Source organism: Saccharothrix sp. AJ9571 (assembly GCF_021725495.1).
Taxonomy (GTDB): Bacteria; Actinomycetota; Actinomycetes; order Mycobacteriales; family Pseudonocardiaceae; genus Amycolatopsis; species Amycolatopsis magusensis.
The window spans coordinates 6,696,139-6,708,780 of the sequence record NZ_CP091382.1 but is presented as its reverse complement, the minus strand read 5'-3'; the positions used below and the strand labels follow the sequence as shown (position 1 = coordinate 6,708,780).

Below are 12,642 nucleotides of genomic sequence, written 5' to 3'. Positions count from 1 at the left end.
CCTCAGTCCTCCCCGAAGAACAGCGCGCGGCCCAGGCGGGTCTCGACCTTGTAGTAGCGCCACAGCTGGTACTCACCGGCCGGGGTCTCGCGGAACAGGTTCACGATGGCGCGGACCGTCTCGTAGTCGGGTGCTTCCAGCAGCAGGTAGCAGGTCCAGGGGAACGACGTGGCCGGGCCGATCTGGATCGTGTCGTCGTCGAACGTGCCGAGCACCTTGACGCCGAAGCGGCCGGACAGGTCGGCGAACGCCGCCTTCGTCGCCTCGAACACGACCGCGCGTTCGGCCTGTTCGGCCGCGAAGAAGTGCTGGCTGACCCCGATGCAGATCAGGGCGCGCAACGGGGCTGGGGTCGGCTGGCTCATGCGTTCTCCTTCGATGCCGTGGCTTGCTCGCGCAGACTGCCATGGGCCGGTGCCAGCGTCAGCCCGAGGGAGCTGGCGGCGATGAGCTCGTGGGCCGCGAAGTCCGCGACCGGCATGAACAACCCCGCCTGCACATCGCGCCAGGTGCGCTCGAACGGCAGCGACCGGGCGTAGGCGGCACCGCCGACGACGTCGATCAGGCGGGTGAAGACCGCGACGGCGTTCTTCGTGCAGACGTGCTTGACCAGCGCGCTCTGCGCGACGATCTCCTGCAGGTCGAATTCCTCGTACATCTGCGGGGTGCCGAACTGCGCGGTGTGGCGGTAGAGCAGCGCCCTGGCCGACTCGATGAGGATCTCGGCGTCGGCGATGGCGTCCTGGGCGCGGGCGTCCTCGACCAGGCCGCGGCGGCGGACCTGCTGCTTGGCCCAGTCCAGCGCGCCGACGGCGATGCCGAGGTAGATCGCGCCGAAGGCGGGCTGCGACCAGCCGAACACCGTCTCGGTCACCGTCGCGTCGAGGTGGCCGACCGGGAAGGAGTGCACCACGTTCTCGTCCGGCACGAACAACCCGGAGAACTCCAGGTCGTTGCTCTGCGTGGCCCGCATCCCGAGCATGTTCCAGGTCGGGTGGATGGCCACGTCCGGGTCCTTGAGCTCGATGCGCAGCAACAGCAGCGTCGGGCCCTTCTCGGGGTCTTCGTAGCGCGCGGTGGTGGACGCGTGCGTGGCGACGGCGGTGTTGGTGCCGAAGTTCTTGCGCCCGGTGATGCGGAAGCCGCCCTCGACGCGCTCGGCCTTCGTGCGCGCGTCGGACATCAGGTTCGGCGAGCCGAATTCGCTGGTCACCGCCGCCCAGATCAGGTTGCCTTCGGCCGCGTCGCGCAGCAGTCCTTCCAGGCGCGGGTTGCCGGTGCGCCGCCACACGCTCGACCACTGGCCCATCGGGGTGATGTGCATGTTCACCGCGAGCGCGGTGGCGCCGTCACCGGTCGCGAGCCGCTCCAGCACGGGGATGAGCTCGGCCTGGGTCGCGCCCAGCCCGCCCAGTTCCTCCGGGATCGACAGCTTCAGCAGCCCCGCGGCACGCAGGTCCTCGTAGTTGTCGAACGGGAAGGTGTTGTCGGCGTCGTGCGCGGCCGCGCGGTCGCGGAAGGTCTCCACCAGTGAGTCGGCCAGCGCGACGAAGCGCTTCTGCCGCTCGGTGAGCAACTGCTTCATGGGTGCTCCTTGCGGATCGGGGGGATTTCAGCGGACGAGCGGTTCCTGCCGCCCATAAGCGCGATCGGCGTAGGTGAGCCCGTGCGCGTCGGTGGCGCGGACGTCCACCACGCGGCCGACGATGAGCAGGTGCGAGCCGGCGACCAGGAACTGCTCGGCGTGGCAGTCGAAGGCCGCGGCCGCCGTTGGCAGCACCGGGGAGCCGGTCCGCAACGACGTCCATTCGTCGCCGAACCGGTAGCGGGACGACGATCCGCCCTGCCCGGCGAAGGCCCGCGCGGCGTCGAGGTGTTCGACCGAAAGCACGTTCACGGCGAAACACTGGTTGGCGCGCACGGCGTCGGCGACGGGCGCCGCGCGGTACAGGCTGACCACCAGGGTGGGCGGATCCGCGCTGACCGACATCATCGCCGTCACGGTCTGCCCGAACCGGCCCGCGGTACCTTCCGTGGTCACGATGGTCACCGCACCCGTGGTGCGCCCCATCCCGGCGATGAACCGGCGGCGCAGCTCGTCGCTGGCCGAGGGCGAGAGCGCCAGCCGGAGGGGCTCGGCGACCACTGTGCACTCCTTCGCTGCGGCGACGTCCGGCCCAGTTTCGCGGCACCCCGATCATTGATCAAATAGATTGAGGAGTTGAACCTCATGAACCAAAGCGATTTACTCTGGTCGTGGGCACCCGAGTAGGCACGTCGTTCGCGCAACTGGAGTTCCTCGCCGCGGCGATCGAGGACGGCAACATGACCACCGCGGCCGCGCGGCTGCACACCACGCAGTCCAACCTGTCGGTGGCGCTCGCCAAACTCGAACGCCACCTCGGGGTGGAGCTGCTGGTGCGCCACCGTTCCCGTGGCGTCGTCCCGACGGCGGCCGGGCTCGAAATCGCCGAGCGGGCACGCGCCATCCTGCGGGCCGCGCGCGAACTCGAGGAGTGGAGCAGGACCGAGACCGAGGAGGTCACCGGTTCGGTGCGGCTCGGCTGCTTCGTTCCGCTGACCTCGTTCTACGTCCCGACGCTCCTGCGTGAACTCCAGGAACGCGCGCCACGCCTGGAGGTCTCGATCGAAGAGGCCCCGATGGACCTGCTGCGCCAGCATGTGGCCGACGCCGAACTGGACCTGGCCCTCGTCTACGACCAGCGATTGCCGGACCAGCTCGTGTTCCGGCACCTGGCGGACGTGAGCCCGTATGTCATCTTCGCTTCGGACAGCCCGTTCGCCCGGCGTGAGCGGGTACACCTGCACGAGCTCACCGGGCAGACGATGGTGTCCTACGACCTGTCGTCCTTCACCACGACGCGCACCCGGCAGCTGTTCGAGCACCTCGGGCTGCCGACTCCACGCGAACTGCCCGCGACCAGCATCGAGACGGTACGGGCACTGGTGGCGGGCGGCGCCGGTTTCGCCATCCTCAACCAGCGATGGGGCACCGACGTCACCGCCGACGGCTCAGCGGTGACGTCGGTGGAACTCGCGGACCACGTCGAGCCACTCGGACTCGGCGTCATCACCCGGCAGGCGACCCGAAGCGCCAAGGTGCGCCTGATCGGCGACCTACTCGCCACCCACGCCGCCCGCCGCCACCCACCCCATAACCGCCCCATCCACAATGGACACCCCCAGCACCCCCCAGCCGAACCCCACACTCAGGCAGCCGAACCCCACACTCAGGCAACCGAACCCCACACTCAGGCAGCCGAGTCCCACACTCAAGGCCCCCATGCCAACCAAGTGGGCACTGGCGAATGCTATGAGTGGGGCATTCCTAGCGTTCAACGCAAGTAACGCCCCACTCATAGCATTCGGCCGGGTGGGTCAGCGGGTGCCGATCACGGCGGCCCGCCACCAGGGCACACGCTGCTGGAAGCGCTCGGCACGCTCGTCGTGCCGACGATGACCGGCGAGAACTCCGATCCCGCGCACTGGTCCGCGCCCCGGTGTCCCGCGACTGGTGGGCGCCTCCGCCCAATGGCCGCAGCGCTTGGGCCATTCGCCCACGCCGCCGCCGGGCACGGCCACCGCCGCGGCCCATGGGACGCTCGGGTGGAACGGGAACCAGGACGGAGGCGGCACCATGTCGGACCCAGTGAGCGCAGTGGCCAGGGACCTGGCCGAGATCGGCAGACTGGTCGACGACGACGACCTCGACACCGCGCTCTCCCGCTACATCGACCGGGTGGTCACCACCGTGCCCGGCTGCGACCACGCCGCCATCACCGTGCGCACCGAGCACGGTCCGCAGCCCGTGGCCACCAACCTGCCCGCCGCGGTCACCGAGAACAGCCACCGCCCCACCGTCGCGGTCGGCCCGATCGGCGAGGTCCTGGCCCACCGCGAACCGCGCTACCTCGGCGACACCCGCGTCGACGAACGCTGGCCCGCCTACTCGGCGCTCCTCCGCCGGGCCGGGCTGCGCAGCTGCCTCGCCCTGCCCCTGCCCGCGAACCGCACGCGCAGCGCCGCCTTCAGCCTCTACTCCCGCACCCCGGCCCAGTTCGACTCGGCGAGCCACGACCTGATCCTGCTGTTCACCCTGCACGCCGGAAGCACCTTCGACAACGTCAGCACCTACCACCACTGCCGGTCGCTGGTCACCCACCTCGAAGCCGCGCTGGACAACCGCACCACCATCGGCCGGGCACAGGGCCTGCTCATGCGCCACCACGACACCACCACCGACGAGGCCTTCGACCACCTGCGCACCATTTCGCAGCGGCACAACACCAAACTGCGCGACATCGCCACCCAGCTGGTCACCGCCCAGGACAACGGGAAGTTCGCCTCGGTACTGGATGCCCTCACCGGCACCCCCACCAGCCCCTCCGCCCCCTGAGCTCGCTGTCACGAACCCGGCCACCCTAAAAGACCCCGGCACCCACTAACCGGCGCCCGGCCACCTAGACGACCAAAGACCATCCCCACCAAACCGGCGCCACCCCACCAAAACGACCCAGCACCACCATCCCCACCAAACCGGCGCCCGGCCACATAAAAGACCCGGGTGCCATCCTCACCTCCCCATCCCGATCCAAAGCCAAAACACGGCGGTGTTCCCTTTGTCAAGGCACGCTTTCCAGCCTTGACAAAGGGAACACCGCCGTAGTCACACTAGAAAAACGGGATGGTCAATCCAGCCCCACCGGCTGCGCCACCTCTACCCCTTCCGCCAATTCTTCGAACTCCACGATCCCATCCAAATTCTGCCCCATAGCGATATTCGTCACCCGCTCCAGGATGATCTCCACCACCACCGGCACCCGATGCTCGGCCATCAACTTGGCCGCTTCCTCGAGAGCATCCGCGATGAACTCCGGCTCATGCACCCGGATGGCCTTGCAGCCCAAGCCTTCCGCGACCTTCACGTGGTCGACCCCGTATCCGCCCAGCTCCGGTGAGTTGATGTTGTCGAAGGCGAGGTCGACGTGGTAATCCATGTCGAAGGCGCGCTGGGCCTGGCGGATCAGTCCCAGATAGGAATTGTTCACCAGCACGTGGATGTAGGGCAGGTTGAACTGCGCCCCGACCGCCAGTTCCTCGATCATGAACTGGAAGTCGTAGTCCCCGGACAGCGCGACCACGGTGGCGTCCGGCTCGGCGACGCACACGCCGAGAGTGGCGGGCACCGTCCACCCCAGCGGGCCTGCCTGCCCGCAGTTGATCCAGTGCCGCGGGTGGTAGACGCGCAGGAACTGCCCACCGGCGATCTGCGAGAGCCCGATCGTGGACACGTACCGGACGTCGCGCCCGAACACGGCGTTCATCTCGCGGTACACCCGCTGCGGTTTGATCGGCACGTCTTCGAAGTCGTTGCGGCGGTGCAGGGTGCGCTTGCGGTCGCCGCAGGCACCGACCCAGTCGGCCCACGACGGCAGGCTTCCGGCCGCGCGGCGTTCGCGGGCCGCCGCCAGCAGTTGCAGCAGAGCGGCCTTGGCATCCGACACGACGCCGTAGTCCGGCGCGAACACCCGCCCGATCTGCGTCGGCTCGATGTCCACGTGCACGAACCGGCGGCCCGCGGTGTAGGTGTCCAGACCACCGGTGTGCCGGTTCGCCCAGCGGTTCCCGATGCCCAGCACGAAATCCGAGGCCAGCATCGTCGCGTTGCCGTAGCGGTGCGCCGTCTGCAGCCCGGCCATGCCCGCCATCAGGCGGTGGTCGTCCGGGATCGAACCCCAGCCCATCAGCGTCGGGATCACCGGCACGTCGAGCAGTTCGGCCAGTTCGACCAGTTCTTCGCAGGCGTCGGCGTTGATGATCCCGCCGCCCGCGACGATCAGCGGACGCTCCGCGGTGACCAGCAGGTCCAGGATCTTCTCGGCCTGCGCCCGCGTCGCGACCGGTTTGTGCACCGGCAGCGGTTCGTAGGTGTCGATGTCGAACTCGATTTCGGCGAGCTGGACGTCGAGCGGGAGGTCGACCAGTACCGGGCCCGGCCGCCCGGACCGCATCAGGTGGAACGCCTGTTGGAAGGTTCCGGGCACCTGCGCGGGCTCAAGCACCGTGGTGGCCGCCTTGGTGACCGTCGCCGCGATCGAGGCGATGTCGACCGCCTGGAAGTCCTCCTTGTGCAGTTTGGCCACCGGCGCCTGGCCGGTGATGCACAGGATCGGCGTGGAATCGGCCCACGCCGAGTACAGCCCGGTGATCATGTCGGTGCCCGCGGGGCCGGAAGTCCCGACGCAGATGCCGATGTTGCCCGCCCGCGCCCGGGTGTAGCCCTCGGCCATGTGCGCCGCGCCTTCGACGTGGCGCGCCAGCACGTGCCGGATCCCGCCGTGGTCGCGCATCGCGGAGTAGAACGGGTTGATGGCCGCACCGGGCAGGCCGAACGCCTGGGTGGCGCCCTCCCGCTCCAGGATCAGGACCGCGGCGTCGACGGCTTGCATGCGTGCCATGGCGTCTCTCCTCTTGGGACGGACGGGATCACTTGAGGCCGGACAGTTCTTCGACGAGCAACCGCAGCGCCGAGTGGTCGAGCGAGCCGTGGCCACGGGCACGCAGGGCACCCATCAGCTGGGCCACCACCGCGCCGAGCGGGATGGCCACCCCGGCTTCGCGCGCGGCCGAGGTCACGATGCCGAGGTCCTTGTGGTGCAGGTCGACCCGGAAACCCGGGGTGTAGTCGCCGGCGATCATCCCGGCGGCCTTGCGGTCGAGGATCCGGTTGCCCGCCAGCCCACCGGCCAGCACCTGGACCGCCGCCTCGGCGTCGACCCCGTGCGCGTCGAGGAAGACCAGCGCTTCCGCGACCAGTTCGATGGTGCCCGCCACGATCAGCTGGTTGGCGGCCTTGACGGTCTGGCCCGAGCCGGCGGGTCCCACGTGGACGACGGTCGAGCCGACCGCGTCGAGCACGGGCCGCGCGGCTTCGACGTCCTCCGCCGTGCCGCCGACCATGATCGACAGGCTGCCTTCGACGGCCCCCGCCTCGCCCCCGGACACCGGGGCGTCGACCATCCGGATCCCGCGTTCGGTGGCGGCCCCGTTGAGCCGGGCCGCGACATCGGGCCGGATGGTGCTCGCGTCGATCCACAGGCTGCCCCGACGGGCGTGCTCGAGGAGTTCCCCGGCCACGTCCTCGACGTCCGGGGAGTCGGGCAGCATGGTGAGCACCACGTCGGCGCCGGTCACCGCCTCGGCCACGCTCCCGGCGCCCCGGCCGCCCCGCGCGACGAGCGCGTCGACCTTCTCCTTGCTCCGGTTGAAGCCGATCACGTCGTGCCCGGCCCTGACCAGGTTGGCGGCCATCGGGCCGCCCATGATGCCGAGGCCGACCACCGCGACCGTGCGCTGCTCGCTCATGCCTCTCCTTCCAGACCTCTGTGGACAGTCAGCGCCGCAGCCAGGCGAACGGGTCGCCGGTGGCCTTGTACTCCAGGCCGACCAGCCCGGAATAGCCCGCGGCTTCGATCGCGCCGAGCCAGTCGTCCAGCGGCAGCTCTCCGGTGCCCGGCGCGCCCCGGCCCGGCGCGTCCGCGATCTGCACGTGGCCGACCCGCCCGGCGTGCGCGGAAATGACCGCCGGGACGTCGTCGCCATTGACCGCCAGGTGGTAGAAATCCGCGAGCAGCAACACGTTGTCGGCAGCGACCTTGTCGATCACCTCGACGGCGTCGGCTGCGGTTTTGAGCGGGTACGCCTCGATCCCGCTCACCGGCTCGACGACGATCCGGCCGCCGATGGCACCGACCACCTTCGCCGCGTGCACGAGGTTCGCGACAGCGATTTCGTCCTGGAGTTCCGGCGCCACACCGTCGATCCGGTTGCCGTACAGAGCGTTGAACGTGCGGCAGCCGAGCCGCTCGCCGATCCCGGCCACCACGTCGAGGTTGTCCCGCAGCTCCTTTTCCCGGCCAGGCCAGGAGACGAGACCACGATCCCCGGCGGGCATGTCACCGGCGGCGAGGTTCAGGCCGGTGAGCCGCACCCCGGCGTCCTCGATCGCCTTGACGAAGGCGTCGACTTCGGCATCCGCCGGGACCGCCTCGGCGAACGGCCACCAGAACTCGACCGCGTCGAAACCGGCGGACCTGGCCGCCGCCGGACGTTCCAGCAGGGGCAGCTCGGTGCGCAGGATCGAGCAGTTCACGGTGTAGGACAACCCGTGCTTCATCGGTACTTCCCCTTCAGCCGAGACCTCGGACGGCAACCAGAAACAGCGCTTGATTTCGCATGGTGGAATACTTATACTGCCTAGCGAAATAGTAGCTGCCGCTTCAGCACACGTCGAGGCCCTCGGCGGAATCTCCCGCGCGCGGACCAGCGCACAAGCCAGGGGAAGTACCGTCGTCGATCAGACCGCGTTACCCGCGATCGGCCTGGTCATCGGCCGATTCCGCGGACGGCCGCCAAATCGGCAGCAGGGAGGTCGCGGCCCCGGTCGTGACGCCCGCACCGACCCCGGCCCAGGCGAGCGGCCCGAGCGGGGTACAGCCGAAGAACTGGCTGAGTCCCGGCGTCTGCACGATCGCGGCCAGCACGAGCGCCGAGCCGACCGCGGTGCCGACCACCAGCGGACTGCGCCGCCGCCCACTCAGCGTCTGCACCAGCTGGGTGCCGACCAGTCCGCACAACGCCATGGTGCTGGTGCGGCGCACGGAACCGGAGGTGAACCGGCCGATCAGCCACGCCGCAGTCGCCCCGACGCCGGTGGTCACGCCGCGAGCGGTGATGTCGCCCGACAACCGCTCACCGAGACCGGCCGGGCCGTCGCCGCCGATGCCGTTCTCGTCCGGGCGGGTGACCGCCACCGCCATCGCCGGGAACAGGTCGGTCAGCAGGTTGACCAGCAGCAGTTGCCGCGTACCCAGCGGTGAATCACCGGAAAGCAGCGTGCCCAGCACCGAAAAGCCGATCTCCCCGGCGTTGCCGCCGACCAGGATGACCACCGCGTCGGAAACGCTGCGCCACAGCGCACGGCCTTCCGCCACCGCCTCCAGCAGGACGGTCAGGTCCTCGTCGGTCAGCGCGATGTCGGCCGCGGTGCGCGCGGCGGTCGAGGACCGGGCCCGCACGCCGATGCCGACGTCCGCGGCGCGGATGGCCGCCGCGTCGTTGGCGCCGTCGCCGACCATCGCGGTCACCCGTCCAGCCTCGCGCAGCGCCTCGACGACCTGGAGTTTCTGTTCCGGCGCGACGCGGGCGATCACCCCGGCATCGGCCAGCAGCCGCGCGCGGCCGTCGCGGTCGAGTTCGGCGAGTTCGTGCCCGGTGATGACCCGGGTGTCGGCGGGCCAGCCGAGCGAGGTCGCGATGGCGAGCGCGGTGTCGGGGTGGTCGCCGGTGAGCATCACCGGGGCGACCCCGGCCGAGCGGAGCCCACTGACCAGCGGTTCGGCGGTGGCCCGCAGGCTGTCGGCCAGCCCGACGAAACCGAGGAACTCCAAGTTCGACAGCACGCTGTCATCGTCACCGTCGAGCACGTTCGCGGCGTCGTCCCCGACCTTCCGCGCCGCCATCGCCAGCACACGCAAACCCTTGTGCGCCAACGCTTCCCCGGCCTTGGCCAGTTCGTCCGCCCCGGCGCACGCGGGCAGGACGACCTCCGGGGCACCCTTGACCACCAGCGTGGTTTCGCCGCTCCGGTCGTGGCCGACCGCGGCCGAGAAGCCGCGGTTCGCTTCGAACGGCTGTCCGTCCACTTCGGACCACTCGGGGTCCAGGCCAGCCGAGTCCAGCACGGCGTGGTCGGTGGCGTGGACCCGGACGTGCGGATCGTCGAGCGAGCCGGGGCACGCTCTGGCCGCGGCCCGCAGCACCGGATCGTCTTCGCCGGGTTCCCGCCGTTCGCCGTCGGGCCCGGTGGTGGCGACCACCCGCAGCTTGTTCTCGGTCAGCGTGCCGGTCTTGTCGAAGCACACGACATCCAGGTGCCCCAGCGCTTCCAGCGTCCGCGGCGCACGCACGAGGATGCCCCGGCCGGACAGCCGCCGGGCCGCCGCCCGCTGCGCCACCGTGGCCACCAGCGGCAGGCCCTCGGGCACCGCGGCGACGGCGATCGCCACCCCGCCGGCGAGCGCGCGGCGCATCGGGCGGCCGCGGATCGCGGACAGCCCGGTGACCAGGGCACCGCCGAGCATCGTCAGCGGCAGGGCGCGGCGGGTGAGGTCCTGCAGCCGGGCCTGGATGCCGACCGCGGCCGCGGTCCGGGTGGCCAGCTCGACCGCCCGTCCGGCCACCGTCTCGGTGCCGACCGCCACGACCACCGCCGTGCATTCGCCGGTGACCACCGTGGTGCCGGCGAAGACCAGGCAGCTGCGCTCGGCCAGCGGCGCCCCCGGCACCGGGTCGAGCTGTTTCGCGACCGGCAGCGATTCCCCGGTCAGCGCGGATTCGTCGACCTCGAGATCGGCGGCGGTGAGCAGGCGCGCGTCGGCGGGGACCACGTCGCCGACCCGCAGTTCGATCCGGTCGCCGAGTTTCAGCGCTCGCGCGTCGACCACGCCGTCGCCGACCTTGCGCGCTCGCTGCCGCTCCCCCTCCTTCAGCTTGGCCAGCGCGCGGTGACCGCGGAACTGCTGGGTACCGCCCACCACGGCGTTGAGCCCCATCGCCGCGGCCACCAGCAGCGCGTCCACCGGCGAGCCGACCACGGCGGAGGCCGCCGCGCCCAGCGCCAGCACCGGCGTCAGCGGATCGTTCAGCTCGGCGACGACGTCGGTGGCCCATCCCGTCCCGAAACGCACCGGTGCCGCCGCCGGGTGCCGGGCCACCGCTTCGGCCACCGAACGCACCCGCCGGACGGTCAGGTCCCACGGCGTCGGTGTGCCGGTGCAGGCGGCCAGGCGCCGGACCACCTCGTCGGCGGTGAGTTCGTGCCAGGCCACCCGGGCGCGTCCGGCGGGCAGGCGGGCGGCGGCCACCCGCAGCGCGGTGAGCCAGCCCATCGTCATCCCGGTCAGCCCGCCGAGGGTGACCGGATCCAGGCGGCCGCGGCCACCCCGGCGGCGACGGGACATCAGCAGCAGCCCGCCGATCAGGGCACCCGCGGTGGCCACCCGGGTGGCGCGCCTGCTGTTCGCGCGGGCGGCGGCCGCCATCCGCAGCACCCGCCACACGCCGGGCAGGCCGCGGGGAACGATCAGGTCCGCACCCCACAGCACCGGGGCGTCCCGGTCGGCGAGCGCGACGCAGAGGTCGCCGGCGAGCAGGCCCACCACGTCCTCGGAACTCGGCAGGCACCGCGGCGCCGGGCGGCCGGCGGTGAGCACGACCCGGCCTTCGTCCTGCAATCGCGTCACCAGATCCGCGAACGTCTCACCCGCGCCGGTCGTCACGACGTCGTCCGCGAGCGTGGCGAATTCGCCCAGCCGCTCGCGGGCGTCGCGGCCCGCGATGACCACCCGCGCCTCGGCCCGCCGGGCCGCGTCCAGCACGGCTTCGGCGTGCGGGTCCAGCCCGTCTTCCCCTTGCAGCGCCTCGACTTGCAGTACCACGGTGTCCACAGTGTTCAGTGCCTTGAGCCGGTCCGGGTCGCGGACGAGCACCCCTTCACGGGCGAACGCGGTGCCCATCGCCGTGTGGAAGGCGGTGTCGGCGTACCGGGCGGGCATCGGGGACGCCGCGAGCATCGCCTGCGCGGCCTCCCGGATGTTCCGGCGCACCACCAGATCGACCAGGGCCGCCAGCAACCCGCCGCCGACCGCGTTCTGGGCGTAGTCCTCCATGGGCGCCCGGACCCGCCGCGGCGGAGGCGTCACGCCGAGGCTGGGCCGCTCCGGGGAGCAGAACTCGTCGTGCACGGCGTCGAACGCGGTGAGGCGGGCGATCGCCTCGGCGAGCTGTCCCGTGCGCAGGAGCGCGTCCAAGGCCAGCTCGACCGGGTCCTGGCTCAGTCCCCGCACCGCCGCGGACACCCCGGACCGCGTCAGTTCCGCGGTGTACCAGCCGAACCGTTCGTCCAGCGCCGCGCGGACGGCCGGGTGCTCCCTGGCCGCGGACACCGCCGCCCGCAAGCCCTCGTGCACCCGGCCGGTGCGCACCGCACGCGACCCCACCGACACGGCCAGCCCGGCGATGTCCATCCCCAGCGCCAAAGCCGCCGTCCGCACGCCGTAGGTGTCGCCGGGATGCGCCGGGGCGCAGTCCCCCGGCTCGGCCGGGACCAGTTCGTGCCGCTCGCAGTGCGCGTGGATCCAAACGAGAAGGCTGCCATGGCCGGTGTTCTCGGCGAGGTAGACGACCACGCTGCCCAGCCCGCCGTCCCAGTACGCCGCGACGACGTCTTCGTGCTCGGCTACCTCGTCGGCGAAGGCGGCCCCGTCGGGACGGGTGGCGTTCTCACCCGGCCGCAGCGGCACGTGCAGTCGCCGTCCCGCACGCCACACCGCCGTGCGCGCACCCGCGGCGTTGCGCAAGACGCGCGCCGTCCGCACGGTGGTGCGGGTCGTCATCCCGGCCACCTCGGTGGCGGTTCCGGCCGCGCCCGCCGTCAGCTCGCCGACCAGCGGGCGGATCGCGCCGACGGCCTTCTTCGCCTGCCGCGTGACCAGGACAGGCCCGGTCAACGCGAGGATCATCCCGGTCTTCGATGCCCCCAGCAAACCCTTGAGCACGCCC

Annotated in this window: 9 protein-coding genes; 2 read left to right on the top strand and 7 right to left on the bottom strand. The window is 71.3% G+C overall.

Translation table 11 applies throughout. The annotated features are described in order from the left end of the window. Positions 1–2: 2 nt before the first annotated feature. The 3 genes from L3Q67_RS31105 to L3Q67_RS31095 are packed head-to-tail and all read right to left on the bottom strand — an operon-like array spanning position 3 to position 2,146. Positions 3–365, bottom strand: a complete 363-nt coding sequence (locus tag L3Q67_RS31105; RefSeq protein ID WP_282768572.1) for a hypothetical protein — start codon at positions 363–365, stop codon at positions 3–5. Beyond that, entirely contained in the window at positions 362–1,585 is a 1,224-nt protein-coding gene (locus tag L3Q67_RS31100) for an acyl-CoA dehydrogenase family protein (protein WP_499184990.1), read from the bottom strand. Before L3Q67_RS31100 ends, L3Q67_RS31105 begins: the two co-directional genes overlap by 4 nt. A 27-nt stretch (positions 1,586–1,612) precedes the next feature. Continuing rightward, positions 1,613–2,146, bottom strand: coding sequence for a flavin reductase family protein (locus tag L3Q67_RS31095; RefSeq protein ID WP_499184989.1), 534 nt, complete (start codon positions 2,144–2,146; stop codon positions 1,613–1,615). Positions 2,147–2,256: 110 nt separating this feature from the next. Here L3Q67_RS31095 and L3Q67_RS31090 point away from each other — a divergent pair, with 110 nt between their 5' ends. Together L3Q67_RS31090 and L3Q67_RS31085 are read left to right on the top strand one after the other, a co-directional pair. Continuing rightward, positions 2,257–3,369 carry a LysR family transcriptional regulator gene (locus tag L3Q67_RS31090; RefSeq protein WP_499184988.1) on the top strand — a complete coding sequence of 371 codons (1,113 nt, stop codon included), beginning with the start codon at positions 2,257–2,259 and terminating at the stop codon, positions 3,367–3,369. 289 nt (positions 3,370–3,658) lie between these two features. After that, positions 3,659–4,417, top strand: coding sequence for a GAF and ANTAR domain-containing protein (locus L3Q67_RS31085; protein WP_499184987.1), 759 nt, complete (start codon positions 3,659–3,661; stop codon positions 4,415–4,417). 292 nt (positions 4,418–4,709) lie between these two features. Here L3Q67_RS31085 and gcl read toward each other — a convergent pair whose 3' ends face one another. From gcl to L3Q67_RS31065, 4 genes are all read right to left on the bottom strand, one after another. Beyond that, complete coding sequence (gene gcl, locus L3Q67_RS31080) at positions 4,710–6,479, bottom strand: glyoxylate carboligase (protein WP_499184986.1); 1,770 nt, start codon at positions 6,477–6,479, stop codon at positions 4,710–4,712. A 28-nt stretch (positions 6,480–6,507) separates the two neighbouring features. Then, positions 6,508–7,386: an NAD(P)-dependent oxidoreductase gene (locus L3Q67_RS31075; RefSeq protein WP_499184985.1), complete on the bottom strand. Its 879-nt coding sequence runs from the start codon at positions 7,384–7,386 to the stop codon at positions 6,508–6,510. A 28-nt stretch (positions 7,387–7,414) separates the two neighbouring features. Further along, positions 7,415–8,197, bottom strand: a complete 783-nt coding sequence (locus L3Q67_RS31070) for a hydroxypyruvate isomerase family protein (RefSeq protein WP_499184984.1) — start codon at positions 8,195–8,197, stop codon at positions 7,415–7,417. A 190-nt stretch (positions 8,198–8,387) separates the two neighbouring features. Then, positions 8,388–12,638 carry a cation-translocating P-type ATPase gene (locus tag L3Q67_RS31065; RefSeq protein ID WP_499184983.1) on the bottom strand — a complete coding sequence of 1,417 codons (4,251 nt, stop codon included), beginning with the start codon at positions 12,636–12,638 and terminating at the stop codon, positions 8,388–8,390. Positions 12,639–12,642 lie beyond the last annotated feature (4 nt).

What these genes read in the sequence shown, in the direction of transcription:
- L3Q67_RS31105 (WP_282768572.1), bottom strand. Translation starts at nt 365, where the DNA reads ATGAGCCAGCCGACCCCAGCCCCGTTGCGCGCCCTGATCTGCATCGGG.
- L3Q67_RS31100 (WP_499184990.1), bottom strand. Translation starts at nt 1,585, where the DNA reads ATGAAGCAGTTGCTCACCGAGCGGCAGAAGCGCTTCGTCGCGCTGGCC.
- L3Q67_RS31085 (WP_499184987.1), top strand. Translation starts at nt 3,659, where the DNA reads ATGTCGGACCCAGTGAGCGCAGTGGCCAGGGACCTGGCCGAGATCGGC.
- gcl (WP_499184986.1), bottom strand. Translation starts at nt 6,479, where the DNA reads ATGGCACGCATGCAAGCCGTCGACGCCGCGGTCCTGATCCTGGAGCGG.
- L3Q67_RS31075 (WP_499184985.1), bottom strand. Translation starts at nt 7,386, where the DNA reads ATGAGCGAGCAGCGCACGGTCGCGGTGGTCGGCCTCGGCATCATGGGC.
- L3Q67_RS31070 (WP_499184984.1), bottom strand. Translation starts at nt 8,197, where the DNA reads ATGAAGCACGGGTTGTCCTACACCGTGAACTGCTCGATCCTGCGCACC.